Below are 15,087 nucleotides of genomic sequence, written 5' to 3' on the forward strand. Positions count from 1 at the left end.
ATGCCCGGCAACACCCCGGTGCTGCACATGTCCAACGGGAACGCGTGGACCACGTTCCGCGTGGCCAGCACCCGGCGGCGCAGGACCGACAACGGCGACTGGACCGACGGCCCGACGCTGTGGTTCACGGTCAAGGCGTGGCGGGCGGCCGCGCTGAACGTTGTCGACTCGGTGCACAAGGGCTGTCCGGTGGTCGTCTCGGGCCGGCTCGAGGTTGACGAGTGGACCGGCCCCAAGGGTGAGCAGCGGCTGGGGCTGGTGGTCAACGCCTCGGCGGTCGGCGTGGATGCAACCCGGGGCAGGGTGACGTTCGCTCGGGTGGTGCACCACGACACGGTGCCGGACGGCGCCCCGGTGGCCGACGGCGCCCCGGTCGACCCGGGAGAGCTGGTCCCGGTGCCCGCGGGCGAGGCGGACCCGTTCGGGCTCGACGCCCTGGCGTCCGCGGGGATGGGCGCCGACGCTTCGGGTGTTGACGGTGGAGCGGGTGGTGACCTGGACGACGAGGGTGACCACACGGGCGTCGGACCGCGCGAGCTGGTGACCGCGTAGGCTTGTGCCAGTCGTGCTCCGCGGTCCGCGGGTGCCGGGAACCTACCTACGCGGACGCTTCCCGGCACCTGCACCTCATGACTCGGTGTGAGCGCACCTATCCGACGTACCTTCTGTGAACGGTGGAACACAGGCAGTGGCTGAATACATCTACTCCATGTACAAGGCGCGCAAGGCGCACGGTGACAAGGTCATCCTCGATGACGTGTCGCTGAACTTCCTGCCCGGCGCGAAGATCGGCGTCGTCGGACCGAACGGTGCCGGTAAGTCGACGATCCTCAAGATCATGGCCGGGCTGGACACGCCGTCGAACGGTGAGGCCCGCCTGTCGCCCGGCTTCACCGTGGGCATCCTGCTGCAGGAGCCGCCGCTGAACGAGGAGAAGACCGTCCTGGGCAACGTCCAGGAGGCGGTCGGCCCGATCCTGGCCAAGAAGGCGCGGTTCGACGAGATCTCCGCCCTGATGGCGGAGCCCGACGCCGACTTCGACGCACTGCTGGCCGAGATGGGCACGCTGCAGGAGGACATCGACGCGGCCGACGCGTGGGACCTCGACTCGCAGCTGGAGCAGGCGATGGACGCGCTGCGCTGCCCGCCGCCGGACGCCGACGTCTCGGTGCTCTCCGGTGGTGAGCGCCGCCGCGTCGCGCTGTGCAAGCTGCTCCTGGAGAAGCCCGACCTGCTGCTCCTGGACGAGCCCACCAACCACCTCGACGCCGAGTCCGTGCTGTGGCTCGAGCAGCACCTCGCGGGCTACGCGGGCGCCGTGCTCGCCGTGACTCACGACCGGTACTTCCTCGACCACGTCGCGGAGTGGATCTGCGAGATCGACCGCGGGCGCCTCTACCCCTACGAGGGCAACTACTCCACGTACCTGGAGAAGAAGCAGGCGCGCCTGGAGGTCCAGGGCAAGAAGGACGCGAAGCTCTCCAGGCGCCTCAAGGAGGAGCTGGAGTGGGTGCGGTCCAACGCCAAGGGCCGCCAGACCAAGTCGAAGGCCCGCCTGGCCCGGTACGAGGAGATGGCTGCGGAGGCGGACCGCACCAGGAAGCTCGACTTCGAGGAGATCCAGATTCCCGCGGGCCCGCGCCTGGGCTCGCTGGTGCTGGACGCCGAGAACCTGCAGAAGGGCTTCGACGGGCGGGTGCTCATCGACGGCCTCTCGTTCACGCTGCCGCGCAACGGCATCGTCGGTGTCATCGGCCCGAACGGCGTCGGTAAGACAACGCTGTTCAAGACCATCGTGGGCCTGGAGCCGCTCGACGGCGGCGACCTCAAGGTCGGCGAGACCGTCTCGATCTCGTACGTCGACCAGTCGCGTGGCGGCATCGACCCGAAGAAGACCCTGTGGGAGGTCGTGTCCGACGGGCTCGACTTCATCAAGGTCGGCAACGTCGAGATCCCGTCGCGTGCCTACGTGGCGTCGTTCGGGTTCAAGGGCCCGGACCAGCAGAAGCCCGCGGGTGTGCTCTCCGGTGGTGAGCGCAACCGCCTCAACCTGGCGCTGACGCTCAAGCAGGGCGGCAACCTGCTGCTGCTTGACGAGCCCACCAACGACCTCGACGTCGAGACCCTCGGTTCCCTGGAGAACGCCCTGCTGGAGTTCCCCGGCTGCGCCGTGGTGGTCTCGCACGACCGGTGGTTCCTCGACCGGGTGGTCACCCACATCCTCGCCTACGAGGGCACCGAGGAGAACCCGGGCAACTGGTACTGGTTCGAGGGCAACTTCGAGTCGTACGAGGCCAACAAGGTCGAGCGCCTCGGTGCCGACGCGGCCCGCCCGCACCGGGTGACGTACCGCAAGCTCACCCGCGACTGACGTCTGGGTCCGCGAAGCAGGGCACACGCTCCGCTTCGCGGACCCAGACGTGCCCGAGGAAGTCTGAGGAAGTCGTAAGACAGCCGCCCAATTCCTTGCCGGTACGGGACATGTCCGACAAGATGCCGCAGTGAGCCCTGCCGTACGTCCTGGATGGCGTGAACTTCCACCCCCGCTGCGCACCCGTATCACCAACCTGCTCGGCGCCCCGGTGATCGGTGCGCGAGTCTCGGACGACTCCGGGATCCTGCCCGGTGCGCAGTTCCAGGTACAGACGACGAAGGGCAACACCTTCGTCAAGGCGCTCGGCACGGAGCAGCCCGGCCCGCTGAACCTCCTGCGGCAGGAGATCGCCCTCTCGCCGCTGCTCCCGCGCGCGGCCCCGCACCCGGAGCTCCTCTGGTCGATCGACGAGGTCCTGCCCGGCCTCGGCAGGTGGGTGGTCGTCGGCTACGCGATGCCCGACGGCGTGCGGCCGGTTGACCTCTCCTGGCCCGAGGAGGACATCGCCGCCCTGGTCAGGGTGGTGCGCGAGATCGGCGACATCGAGGCGCCCGGCGACCCGATGTTCCCGCCGCAGGAGAGTGTGTTCCCCACGGGCGCGTGGGAGTTCCTGGCCGCCGAGCAGCCTGCGGGGCTCGCGCAACACTCGCCGTGGCTCGCGGGCCGGCTGGAGGGCCTCGCGGAGATCGCCTCGCACGCCCCGGAGGCGATAGCCGGCAAGAACCTGCACCACGGCGCGCTGCGGGCGCAGAACGTCTTGCTGCCCACGGGGCGGTCGGAGACGGGGCTCGTCTCCGACTGGATCTGGGGGAGCGCCGGGGCTCCGTACCTTGACCTGGTCTCGGTGCTGCTCAACGTCCGGGCCAACGACGGGCCGCCGCCGGAAGCCACTCTGCGCAGGTACGGGCTGCCGGCCGGGACGGAGCCGGATGCCGTGACCTGCTGGATCGCAGTGCTCGCCGGCTACTACTTGAAGTCGTCGATGGAGCCGCCGCCCATCGACCAGCCGCAGCTGCGCAGGTACCAGCACCGGCTGGCCCGGGACGCGGTCTCGTGGCTCCAGACCAGGCTCGGTTTCTGACCGCTCACCTGCGCGTACGCTGTTTGTGGTTTGCGGGTGAAAGCCCCGTTGGGCACACTCCGGCCATGAGTGTTGTTCGGCGGCCGGCGTGGTCCGATCTCCCCCCTCTGTCCGTTCCCGCGTGAGCGAGACCATGGGCGGGCGGGTGATCGGCTCCGCTCCGATGAGCGGCACCGAGCAGTCCGGCACGCTGGAGGTCCTGCAGACCGCGTCAGCCCGGTCGATAGTGCGTGCGGTGGGGCCCGAGGCCCCGCTGACCCAGGATCGGATGGCCGCTGAGGCGGCGTCCGTGGCGACCCTGCCCGACGACGTCCCGGCCCTCTCGCGCGAGTGGTTCGTCGACGAGGTGCTTCCCGGAGCCGGCCGCTGGGTGGTGCTCGGCTACCGGAACGAGCCCGTCCGCCCGCCGCACGACCCCTGGGATGACGGCGACCTCGCCGCGGCGGTCGAGCTTGCCATCCAGATCGGCACGAGCGAGGCGCCGTCGGACCTGCCCGACGCGCTCGACGTGATCGACGTCGGCGCCTGGGCCACGATCGCCGCCATGCGCCCGGCGGGCCTGACGGCATTCACCCCGTGGCTGTCCGACAAGGTCGACCACCTCGCCGAGATCGCCACCTTCGCCGGCGAGGCGATGTCCGGCAAGAGCCTGGTGCACGGGGCGCTGCGCCGGGAGTCGATCCTGATCACCGACCACGGCTGGGACGCGACCAGCGCCCACGCGGTCGACTGGTTCATGCCGTCCCGCGGGGCGTCGTTCATCGACGTCGTGCTGCTCCTGCCGTATCTGCGGGTCGACGGCGCCCCGCCGCCCGAGGTGATCATGGACCGGCACCCGTTGCCCGACGTCGACCCCGAGGCGCTCACGTGTGCCGTCACGGTGACCGCGGGCGCGCTGGTGCTCGAGTCGATGCGGCCGCCGGAGCCGGGCCAGCCCCACGGCCGTGCCGTGCAGCGCGAGGTGGCGCACGCGGCCCTCGAGTGGCTGCGCGTGCGCCTCGGCGGCTGACCGCTCCTCAGGTCACGTTCTAGGCCAGGTTTCGGGCCACGGTCGCGCCTGACCTGGGTGTCTGCGGCAGACTGTGCCCCATGACCGACAAGCCCGACGACGTGCCGCCCGGCCTCCCGGACCAGGCGCCGGTCGCGCAGCCCGGTGACGGGTCCGGTCTGACCGGTGCGCTGGAGGTGCTGCGCGCCCGGCTCGGCGCGCTGCGGCTGCCGCTGGAGACCGCGGGCGCCGAGGCGGCGCGCACGGACCTGCGCCGGGCCACGGACCAGCTCGACGACTACCTGTTGCCGCGGCTGCGCGCGCAGAAGGCGCCGCTGCTCGTTGTGGTCGGCGGGTCGACGGGTGCGGGCAAGTCGACGCTCGTGAACTCGGTGCTGGGGGAGCGGGTGACGCAGCCCGGCGTGCTGCGGCCCACCACGAAGGCCCCCGTGCTGGTGCACCATCCGCTGGACGGACGCTGGTTCTCCACCGACCGGGTGCTGCCGGGCCTGGCCCGCGTGACGATGTCGGGCACGACGTCGGGCAGCACAACCTCCGGCGCAGCCGCGGCCGGGAGCGCCGGCCCGGGGCCGACGTCGGACATCAGCCGCACCCTGCGCCTCGTGCCGAGCGACTCCCTGCCGAAGGGGCTGGCGCTGCTGGACGCGCCGGACATCGACTCGGTCGACACCGCCAACCGCGAGCTCGCGGCGCAGCTGCTCGGCGCGGCGGACCTGTGGCTGTTCGTCACCACGGCGGCGCGGTACGCCGACGCGGTGCCGTGGGACCTGCTGCTGCAGGCCGCGGGGCGCAAGGCGCAGGTCGCGATGGTGCTGGACCGGGTCGACCCGGGCGCCGAGGCCACTGCCGACGACCTGCGGGACATGATGGTGGAGCACGGCCTGGCCGACAGCCCGCTGTTCGTCGTCCCCGAGGCCGAGCTGGTCGACGGGATGCTGCCCGAGGACGGCGTAGCGGAGATCTCGCGCTGGCTCACCGGGCTGGGCGGCGACGCGGAGGCGCGCCGCCGCGTCATCGCGGCCACGCAGGACGGTGTGGTGGACTCCCTCGTGCTGCGGGCGGCCGGCCTGGCCGACGCTGCGGACGAGCAGCAGGCCGCCGACGTGCGGCTGCGGCACGTCGTCGACCGGGCCTACTCGGATGCGGTGGCGCACGTGGCGGCGGCGACGTCGGACGGCGCGCTGCTGCGCGGCGAGGTGCTCGCCCGCTGGCAGGACTTTGTCGGCACCGGCGAGTTCTTCCGCGCGATCGAGGAGGGCATCGGCCGGTTCCGGGACGCGGTGGCCGGGTTCTTCCGCGGGAAGCCCAAGGAGGCGCCGCAGGTCGAGCAGGCGATCGCGCACGGGCTGGAGTCCGTGGTGCTCGACGCCGCCGAGGAGGCCGCCGAGCGGTCGTACCAGGGCTGGCGTGGTGACGCCGCGGGGGCGGCGCTGCTGGAGGGCTTGGAGCTGTCGCGGACGCCCGCGGCGCTGCGCGCCGAGGTCGGCGCGCAGATCCGCGGCTGGCAGGGCGACGTCCTTGAGCTGGTGCGCGAGCAGGGCGAGTCCAAACGAGGCAAGGCACGTGCGCTCTCGTTCGGGGTGAACGGCCTCGGTGTGGCGCTGATGATCTTCGTGTTCGCCTCCACGGGCGGGCTCACCGGCATCGAGGTCGGCATCGCGGGTGGTTCCGCGGTGCTGGCGCAGCGGCTCCTGGAGGCCGTGTTCGGCGAGGACGCCGTGCGGCGGCTGGCAGTGCAGGCACGCGACCGGCTGCGGGCCCGGATCCGAGCGGTGATGGACGGGCAGGCCGCCCGGTACACGGCGCAGCTCGATGCGCTCGGCTCCGCCGAGGCGGGCGGGGCGGGCCTGCGGGCGGCGGCCGACGCCCTAGCCGACGCCGCTACGGCGGAGCGCCGCTCCCGCGTGCGCGTCGCGGACGTGGGAGGTGAGCCGGGTGCCGTGACCGAGGACCTCACCGGGGGCCGCGGGCTGCGCGGAGCCGGTGTTCGGGCGACCGGCGAGGGCCTGGCGAAGGGGCGTCCCGACCTGGCCGAGGACCCGGGCGGGAACACGGGCAGGAAGAGCTTCTGGAAGCGGCTGTTCGGGGAGGGCGACCGATGAGCCGGCTGGACCTGGCTGCCCGCACCGCGGCCCTGGACGCGGCGATCGCGGCCGCGGAGGGTCGCCTTGAGCCCGCGCTGCTGGCCGAGGCGCGCGCGGTGGTGACCCGCGCGAACGAGCGCGGCGGGCTGTCCGCGGAGCACACCGTCGTGGCACTGGCGGGCGCCACCGGGTCGGGCAAGTCATCGGTGCTGAACGCCGTGGCGGGGCTCGCGATCGCACAGCCCGGCGTGCGCCGACCGACGACGTCGCACGCGATGGCCGCCGTCTGGGGTGAGGGCGCGGACCCGCTGCTGGACTGGCTGGAGGTGGGCCGGCGGCACCAGGTGGGGGCGCCGACGGCGGCGGCCGAGACGGTTGCGGTCGAGAAGGCGGCCGGGACGCCGTCGGCTGACGAGCCTGCCGAGACTCCCGCCGTCGAGCCCTCGGCCGTCGAGCCCCCGGCCGCGGAGCCCCCGGCCGCCGAGACCAGCGGGAGCCGCGGGTCGTTCCGCCGTCGGACACCCGCGGGCGAGACGACCGGGCTGGTGCTGCTGGACCTGCCCGACCACGACTCGGTGGTGACCGAGCACCGGGTGCGCGCCGAACGCCTGGTGCAGCGCGCCGACCTGCTCGTCTGGGTGGTCGACCCGCAGAAGTACGCGGACGCCGCGCTGCACGAGGGCTTCCTGCGCCCGCTCGCGGGCCGCGGGGAGGTGGTGGTCGTTGCGCTCAACCAGGCCGACCGGCTGACGCCGCAGGAGTCGTCCGCGATGCTCGCCGACCTCAAGCGCCTGGTCGCGGAGGACGGGCTGGACGGCGCGCGGGTGCTCGCCGTGTCCGCCAAGACCGGGCAGGGCATGGATCAGCTCCGCGACCTGCTGCGCCGCGCCGCCGCGAAGCGGGAGGCCGCGACGGCCCGGCTCGCCGCGGACGAGCGGGCGGTGGCGCGGAAGATCGTCGACGAGTGCGGCACGCCGCCGGCCCGCCAGGGCAACCAGGCCCGGGGCGACCTGGTCGACGCGCTCGAGGCGGCGGCGGGCGTGCCGACAGTGGTCGACGCCGTCCGCGCCTCGGCCCGGCGTGACGCCCGCGCGGCGACCGGCTGGCCGCTGACCCGCTGGGTCGGGCGGCTGCGCCGGGACCCGTTGCGGCGGCTCGGGCTGCGCTCGGCGGACCAGGCGCACCGCGCGCCGTCGGGCCGGGAGGACCTGGTGCGCACCTCGCTGCCGACGGCGCGGCCAGCGGTGCGCTCCGCCGCGGCGTCGGCCGTGCGGCGCTATGTCGACGAGGTGACGCGCGGCGTGGCGGACCCGTGGGTCCTGGCCGCGCGCTCGCGGGGGCAGGAGGGCATCAACAAGCTGCCCGACGAGCTCGACCAGGCCATCGCCGCGACCCGGGTGGAGGTGACCCGGCGCCCGGTGTGGTGGTCGCTGGTCAACATCGTGCAGTGGTCGCTGGTCGTCGCCGTGGTGGCGGGCCTGCTGTGGCTGCTCGTCCTGTTCGGCTTCGCGTACCTGCAGCTCCCGCCCCTGCCGACCCCGGTGCTGACCCTGCCGACCTGGTCCGGTGGCGACGGGGTCGTGTTCCCCGGCGCGCCGGAGTCCGGCCCGGGCGCCGGTGAGGGGCTCGGCGTGGACCCGTTCCGCATCCCGTGGCCCACGCTCCTGGTGCTGGGCGGGCTCCTGCTCGGCCTGCTGCTCGCGCTGGTCTGCCGGGTGTTCGGCGCCCTGGGCGCCCGTCGCCGCGCCATGGGTGCCCGACGGCGGCTCCGCCAGTCGGTGGGCGCCGTCGCGGACCGGCTGGTGCGCGAGCCGGTGGGCGAGGAGATGTCCCAGCTAGCAGGCTGCCGGACGGCGGCGACGGTAGCGGCGAGCTGACTGTTGTTGGTTCAGCCCCGGTGGCGGAACGTGATCGGGTCCTCCTGGAACTCCTTCCACGCCAGGCGCTCGCCCTCGGTGAGCCGTCGCGGCCGGTCTGTGTCGGCGTCGACGAACACCAGCGTGGTGGTCGCGCGGGCGTAGGGCTTGCCGCCCGACGTCGGGCCGGTCTTCGCCATGCCGGCGATGCCGTCGTGCACCTCGTAGCAGACCTCGGCGCTCGCGCCGCCGATCCGGCCGAGCCACATCTCCACCCGCACCGGGGTCCGGGTGAACAGCAGCGGCTTCAGGTACTCGATGCGCTGGCCCGCCACGAGGGTGTGCGAGTTGGCACCGGGGCCGGTGGGGACCACCGCCGTCGGCCAGGCCTCACCCTCCGGCGCCTCGGGGTGCAGCCAGAAGGCGGTGATCCGGGCATCCTCCAGCAGGCGGAACATCGCCACGTTGTTGACGTGCGCGTAGGCGTCGAGGTCGGACCAGCGCAGCGTGACGGGGACGTGGAGGCGTGTCATGGTGCCCATTTTCCTCCGCGCCGCGGTGTGCCCGGCACTGAGTGGTCCTCAGCATGTCCGAATTGGTAGATTCATCCGTTCTTGCTTCTGGCTACGGGGGATCAGTGGAACTGCCGGCGCACGACTTCGACCCGCTCACGCTCCATGAGGTTTTTGACGATGTCCGGGCGGCTCGGGCGTACCTCACCGACCTGACCCAGGGGCCGGACGGCGGCACACCGGAAGGGCTGGCCGTGCGGGTTCCGCTCATGCGCGCGCTCGCGCCGGAGTCGGACGACCCGGAGGCGGAGCTCGCCGAGGCGGAGCGCCTCGGCTGGCTCGCCGTCGGCCTGGCCGGCGGTCCGGTCGACGACGCCGCGGCCGCCCACGCCCACGCCGTCGAGGTGCCGCTCGCCGCCGTGGTGCCCCTGCTGCGCCTGGCTCACGTGCTCCAGTGGCGCCACCGGTTCTCGGAGGCCGACCTGCTGTTCGGGCTGGCGCTGGAGGCCACGCGGTACCACGGTGAGCACGCCGCGAGCGTGGAGCACGCCCGCCGCCTGGAGTTCTTCGCGCTGCAGCACTGGGGCAGGTGCCGCTACGACCAGGCGCTGGAGGTGCACGCCGATCAGGCCCGGCCGTTCCTCGGCGAGGCGCTGGCCCTGTTCGTGCGGGCCCTGGAGCAGCGCGTGGAGGCCGGCGCGTCGGCCGACGACATCCAGGCCGCCCGCCAGGCGGTCCGGGCTACCCGCGAACGGCTGGCGGAGCTCGGGGCCTGACCCAGGGAGCCCTGACCCAGGGAGCCTCAGCCGGGCAGGCGGATCATGCCCTCCTGGCCCGCCGTGGCTACGAGGGTGCCGTCCTGCGTGTAGACCTTCGCCGTCCCCAGGGCGCGGCCGCCCTGCGCCGTCGGGGAGGTCTGGACGAACAGCATCCACTCGTCCACCTGGACGTCGCGGTGCCACCACATGCCGTGGTCGAGGCTGGCCATCGGTACCGACCCGCCGACTTCCTGCCACGACTTGCCCGCCGCGCGCAGGGCGGGCTCCAGCATGAGCTGGTCGCACGCGAAGGCCAGCAGCGCGCGGTGCATGGCCTGGTCCTTGATGCCCAGCGGCCGGCGCGCGCGCACCCAGACCAGCTGGGTCGACGGTGGCGTACCGCCGTTGGCCACCGCAGCGTCCGGGTGCAGGTACAGCGACCCGCCCACGTGCCGCAGCTCGAACGCCGAGTCCGCCCAGAACTGGGCGCGGACGTCGGAGCCCTCCCGCAGGCCGGCGAGCTCGTCGATCACGGAGCCGACCTCGTCGGGCGGCGGCACGTCGTCGGGCATGGGCATGGTGTGCTCGTAGCCCGGCTGGTCCTCCTGGAAGGACGCGATCATCGACAGGATCGGCTTGCCGAACTGGATGGCGTGGGTGCGCCGGGCGCTGAACGAGCGGCCGTCACGCAGGCGCTCCACCGCGAAGTCGATGGGCTCCTCGACCCGGCCCTCGCGCAGGAAGTAGCCGTGCATGGAGTGGATCAGGCGGCCGTCGGGCACCGTGCGGTCCGCGGCCAGGATGGCCTGCGCGAGCACCTGGCCGCCGTAGGCGCGGTTGGCCAGGGCGGGCATGCTGGTGCCCCGCAGCACGTCCTCCTCGCCGCGCGGGCCCCAGCCCTCGAGGTGCCGCAGGTCGAGCACCTGCAAGAGGCGGTCGAGCGCGTCGGGCTCGCTGTCCGGCCGGCCGTGGCCGTAGGTCAGGTCAGGGGTGGTGGCGTCCACGAGCGGGCGTTCTCCTTCGGCCCTCGGGCCTGTCTGCGTCATGGTCTGTCTGCGTCAGGCTTCTGGTCAGTCTTCGAACGTGTTGATCATGCTGAAGGCGGCGCGCTCCAGGTAGTCCCACAGCTGCGACTCGTGGATCGGCGCGAGGTCGAGCGAGTCCACGGCGGTCCGCATGTGGGCCAGCCAGCGGTCGCGCGCGTCGGGATTGACCTTGAACGGCACGTGCCGCATGCGCAGGCGCGGGTGCCCGCGCTGCGCGGAGTACGTGTTAGGACCGCCCCAGTACTGCTCCAGGAACAGCGTCAGCCGCTCCTTGGCCGGCCCCAGGTCCTCCTCGGGGTACATGGGGCGCAGCACCGGGTCGTCAGCGACGCCGTCGTAGAACGCATCAACGAGACGCACGAACGTGTCGTGGCCGCCGACGGCGTCGAAGAAGGATTCCTGGGTCACGTCCGTCATCCTGCCACCAGGCGGTGACACTGCCACGACCGGTACTGGGAAACGCGCGGGTCTTGTGAGCGATTCGACAGCAGCGGGGGCGAAACGCTTGCCACCACCGATAGGCTGGTCGAAGACCTGCAGCGACGCACGGTGGGAGTTGAGACATGACGAAGGCTGACCAGATCCTCGCGGCACTCGGGGGGACCTCGAACGTCGTCGAGCTGGAGCCGTGCATCACCCGGCTCCGGGTCGAGGTGAGCGATCCGTCCCTCGTGGACGAGTCGGGACTGAAGGCGTCCGGCGCCTTCGGTGTGGTGCGTTCGGGCCGGGTGGTCCAGGTGATCGTGGGGCCCGAGGCGGACAGCCTGGCGGCGGAGCTGGACACGCTCCGGGTCTGACGTAGCGGGGGCGCGGCGCGAACGCCCTGTGAAGGTCGCGCAGGAGTCCGTCGCGCCGCGCGCGAGATGTCGGGCCTGACACCTGTTCCCGAGTAGGTTTGCTGCTGTGTTCGAGTCTCTTGCTGCCTCCTTGTTCGACAGCGCCGACGACTTCTGGTCCTGGTTCGGTGACATCCCCCTGAGCATCATCCTGATCCTCGTGGTCGGCATGGTCCTCATCTATGTGACGCGGCGGGTGATCACGTCTCTCACCGAGCGCATCGCCGTCGGGCAGAAGCCCAGGGCGGTCGAGCGGACCGCCGTCCCCGCGCCCGGGCCCGTGGGCACCACCACGGGTGCGATCCCCAGCATCACGGCGGACGCCGCACCCGACACCGGCGCGATCCCCGCCCCGGCCGGCAAGATCCGCAAGCGCCGCCGCAAGAACCTGCTGACCCCGCAGGTCCTGGCCGACGCCCTGAACGCGGCCAACCCGCGCGCCGCCGAACGGCGCGCGCAGCGCGCGCGGACGGTCGGCTCGGTGCTGAACTCGTCGACCAACATCGTGATCGGCACGATCATGATGCTCTCGATCCTGCAGATCCTCGGTGTGCCCATCACGGGGCTGCTCACTGGTGCGGGCGTCGTCGGCGTCGCCATCGGCTTCGGGGCGCAGAGCCTGGTCAAGGACTTCCTGTCCGGCATCCTCCTGCTCATCGAGGACCAGTTCGGGGTGGGTGACAACGTCGACCTCGGCGGCGGGGTGGTCGGCACGGTCGAGGCGATGGGCCTGCGCCTGACCAACGTGCGCTCGTTCGACGGCACCCTCTGGTACGTCCGCAACGGCGAGATCCTGCGGGCGGGCAACCGCACCCAGGAGTGGAGCCGCGCCGTCGCCTCGGTGCAGGTGCCGCTCGGGACCGACGTCGACGCCGTCCGCGCCGCGCTCGGCCGTGCCGTGGACCAGGTGCAGAACGACCGGGACCTGGGCGACAGCCTCCTGGAGACGCCGTCGGTGCGCGGTGTGGACGCCGTCGACAACATGGGCCTCACCTTCACGCTGCACGCACAGGTACGGCCCGCACAGCAGTGGCTCGTCGAGCGAGCGCTGCGCACCGCCGCCCACACGGCTCTGCTCGGCGCGGGGATCGTGGCGCGCTCGGCCCGCGTGCCGATCGAGGGCGAGCACGTCGAGGATGTCGACGGCGGGTCGGGCCTGCACTGACCTGCCGCCGGCCCGCTTGACGCGGACACGCCATCTGTCAATTCGTCTGACACGCCCCTGTTGCACCCGATGGGCGCCAGTAGATGGCAAGATCTTTCCTTGTGACCGACGAACCGATGACCGGGACCACCGGAACCGGCCCCGCCGTACCGCCAGAGCTGGCCGAGCTGGCGGACGCCCACGGTGTGCAGCGCGAGTACACCGACCACGACGGCCGCGTGCAGCAGGTCAGCTCGTCGACGATCGTGGCGGTGCTCGAGGCGCTCGACGTCCCGTCGTCGACCCCCGGCGCCGTGGCCGCCAGCCTGGACCGGACCCGTGACGACGCCTGGCGCGCGATGCTGCCGCCGACGGTCGTGACCCGGGAGGGCACCGAGGTGCAGGTCCCGGTGCACGTGGCGGACGGCGCGGACGTCACCGCGTGGATCGAGCTCGAGGTGTCCGAGACGCCGGCCGTGCCCACCAGCGCCACACCCTGGCGCGTCACGGCGCCGCAGCCGACGGCCACGGGCTCGTTCGCCGTCGTCCGGCGCACCCGCGTGCCGCTGCGCCAGGCCGACGTCCCCACCGAGCCACGCACCGTGGACAGCCGCAAGGTCGGCCGGGCCACGTTCACCGTCCCCGACAACGTGCCGCTCGGCTGGCACACGCTGCACGCCGAGTCCGGCGGGCAGACGGCCCAGGCCGTGCTCGTGGTCACGCCCCAGCGGCTGGAGCTCCGCAAGAAGATCACCCGCAAGCAGGCCTGGGGCTTCATGGTCCAGCTCTACTCGGTGCGGTCCCGGGACTCCTGGGGCATGGGCGACCTCGCCGACCTGGGGGACCTGGCCTGGCAGACGGCGCACAACGCCGGGGCCGACTTCGTGGCGGTCAATCCGCTGCACGCGACCGAGCCGGTGTCGCCGCTCACCCCGAGCCCCTACCTGCCCACCTCACGCCGCTTCATGTCGCCCCTGTACATCCGCGTCGAGGACATCCGCGAGACGGCGTACCTCTCGGCCGCGGACCGGTCCCTCGTGGAGTGGGCCGCGGAGCCGGTCCGGGAGCTGTCCGAGGACTCCGGCCCGATCGACCGCGACGCCATCTGGGAGGCCAAGAAGGCGGCCCTCGAGGTCGTCTACACCGCACAGCGCTCGGCGGCCCGGCAGACGGCGTTCGACGAGTTTGTGCTCGCCCAGGGCAAGGGGCTCGTCGACTTCGCCACCTGGTGCGCCATCACCGAGCACCTCGACGGCCGGGACTGGCCCGCGGAGCTTGCCGACCCGGGCTCACAGGGCGTGCTGACGCTGCGCAACGCCCTGTCCGAGCGCGTCCAGTTCTACTGCTGGCTGCAGTGGGTAGCCGACGAGCAGCTGCACGCGGCGCACCGCTCCGGGCTCGACGCCGGCATGCGGCTGGGCCTGCTCAAGGACCTCGCCGTCGGCGTGTCCCCGGACGGCGCGGACGCATGGGCGGACTCCGGCGTGCTCGCCCAGGGTGTGTCCGTCGGCGCCCCGCCGGACATGTACAACCAGCAGGGCCAGAACTGGTCCCAGCCGCCCTGGCACCCGCGGGCGCTCGCGAAGGCGGGCTACGCGCCCTACCGCGACATGCTCCGCACGGTGCTGCGGCACTGCGGCGGCCTGCGCATCGACCACGTGCTCGGGCTCTTCCGCCTGTGGTGGATCCCGGGCGGGGCGCGCGCGTCGGCCGGCGCGTACGTCACCTACGACCACGAGGCACTGATCGGCATCCTCTGCCTGGAGGCGCAGCGTGCCGGGGTGGCGATCATCGGCGAGGACCTGGGCACCTTCGAGCCCTGGATCCGCGACCACCTCGCCGAGCGCGGCATCCTGGGCACGTCGGTGCTGCTCTTCGAGCGGGACGATGCCGGTGCGCCGATCGAGCCGGAGGCGTACCGGGCGGCCGCGCTCGCCACCGTCACCACCCACGACCTGCCGCCCACCGCCGGGTACCTCGCGGGAGAGCACGTGGACCTGCGGGAGCGGCTCGGCCTGCTCACGGAGGACCCGACGATCCTGCGCGGGCGTGCGCGCGCGGAGCGCGAGTCGCTCGTCGAAGCACTGTCGCGCCGCGGTCTGACGACGTTCGCCCCGTCCGAGCGCGAGCTGGTCGAGGGCCTGCACCGCTACCTCAAGGACACACCGTCCGCGCTGGTCGGGGTGTACCTGACCGACGCCGTGGGCGAGCGGCGCGCGCAGAACCAGCCCGGCACGGACACCGAGTACCCGAACTGGAAGGTGCCCCTGGCGGACTCCGCGGGGACCGTGGTGCTGCTGGAGGACCTGTTCAGCAACGCCCGCCTGCGCTCGCTGGTGACGGTGATGAACGAGGAAGAACCGGAAGAGGCCCCTCCGAGCTGAGCC

At 72.7% G+C, this 15,087-nt stretch carries 13 protein-coding genes; 10 read left to right on the top strand and 3 right to left on the bottom strand.

Translation table 11 applies throughout. From position 1 onward, the window contains the following. The 6 genes from AB1046_RS23170 to AB1046_RS23195 all read left to right on the top strand — a co-directional run bounded on the left by AB1046_RS23170 (position 1) and on the right by AB1046_RS23195 (position 8,425). A complete protein-coding gene (locus AB1046_RS23170) occupies positions 1-552 on the top strand; it encodes a single-stranded DNA-binding protein (protein WP_369371627.1) in 552 nt (183 codons plus the stop codon). 136 nt (positions 553-688) lie between these two features. Further along, a complete protein-coding gene (gene ettA, locus AB1046_RS23175; protein WP_369371628.1) occupies positions 689-2,371 on the top strand; it encodes an energy-dependent translational throttle protein EttA in 1,683 nt (560 codons plus the stop codon). Between the two features lie 130 nt (positions 2,372-2,501). Beyond that, the gene (locus AB1046_RS23180) at positions 2,502-3,455 is read left to right on the top strand and encodes a hypothetical protein (protein ID WP_369371629.1); all 954 of its coding nucleotides are present in this window, start codon (positions 2,502-2,504) and stop codon (positions 3,453-3,455) included. A 121-nt stretch (positions 3,456-3,576) separates the two neighbouring features. Continuing rightward, entirely contained in the window at positions 3,577-4,464 is an 888-nt protein-coding gene (locus tag AB1046_RS23185; protein WP_369371630.1) for a hypothetical protein, read from the top strand. Positions 4,465-4,544: 80 nt separating this feature from the next. Then, complete coding sequence (locus AB1046_RS23190) at positions 4,545-6,566, top strand: dynamin family protein (protein WP_369371631.1); 2,022 nt, start codon at positions 4,545-4,547, stop codon at positions 6,564-6,566. Further along, positions 6,563-8,425 (top strand): GTP-binding protein HSR1, encoded by a 1,863-nt coding sequence (locus AB1046_RS23195; RefSeq protein ID WP_369371632.1) that lies wholly within the window; start codon positions 6,563-6,565, stop codon positions 8,423-8,425. Before AB1046_RS23190 ends, AB1046_RS23195 begins: the two co-directional genes overlap by 4 nt. A gap of 11 nt (positions 8,426-8,436) precedes the next feature. On the opposite strand, the gene AB1046_RS23200 is transcribed toward AB1046_RS23195, so the two are convergent. Beyond that, positions 8,437-8,937, bottom strand: coding sequence for an acyl-CoA thioesterase (locus tag AB1046_RS23200; RefSeq protein ID WP_369371633.1), 501 nt, complete (start codon positions 8,935-8,937; stop codon positions 8,437-8,439). Positions 8,938-9,041: 104 nt separating this feature from the next. Between AB1046_RS23200 and AB1046_RS23205 the strand changes: the two genes are divergently transcribed. Further along, positions 9,042-9,692 (top strand): hypothetical protein, encoded by a 651-nt coding sequence (locus tag AB1046_RS23205; RefSeq protein ID WP_369371634.1) that lies wholly within the window; start codon positions 9,042-9,044, stop codon positions 9,690-9,692. Between the two features lie 26 nt (positions 9,693-9,718). On the opposite strand, the gene AB1046_RS23210 is transcribed toward AB1046_RS23205, so the two are convergent. Then, positions 9,719-10,678, bottom strand: coding sequence for an acyl-CoA thioesterase (locus tag AB1046_RS23210; protein ID WP_369371635.1), 960 nt, complete (start codon positions 10,676-10,678; stop codon positions 9,719-9,721). A gap of 66 nt (positions 10,679-10,744) precedes the next feature. Continuing rightward, entirely contained in the window at positions 10,745-11,128 is a 384-nt protein-coding gene (locus AB1046_RS23215) for a globin (protein WP_369371636.1), read from the bottom strand. Positions 11,129-11,283: 155 nt separating this feature from the next. On the opposite strand from AB1046_RS23215, the gene AB1046_RS23220 reads away from it, so the two are divergent. The 3 genes from AB1046_RS23220 (at position 11,284) to malQ (ending at position 15,084) form a co-directional block, all read left to right on the top strand. Next, the gene (locus AB1046_RS23220; RefSeq protein ID WP_369371637.1) at positions 11,284-11,517 is read left to right on the top strand and encodes a glucose PTS transporter subunit EIIB; all 234 of its coding nucleotides are present in this window, start codon (positions 11,284-11,286) and stop codon (positions 11,515-11,517) included. Between the two features lie 106 nt (positions 11,518-11,623). Further along, entirely contained in the window at positions 11,624-12,721 is a 1,098-nt protein-coding gene (locus tag AB1046_RS23225) for a mechanosensitive ion channel family protein (protein ID WP_369371638.1), read from the top strand. Between the two features lie 116 nt (positions 12,722-12,837). Then, positions 12,838-15,084, top strand: a complete 2,247-nt coding sequence (malQ, locus tag AB1046_RS23230; RefSeq protein WP_369375829.1) for a 4-alpha-glucanotransferase — start codon at positions 12,838-12,840, stop codon at positions 15,082-15,084. Positions 15,085-15,087: the final 3 nt, after the last annotated feature.

Source organism: Promicromonospora sp. Populi, assembly GCF_041081105.1.
Lineage (GTDB): Bacteria > Actinomycetota > Actinomycetes > Actinomycetales > Cellulomonadaceae > Promicromonospora.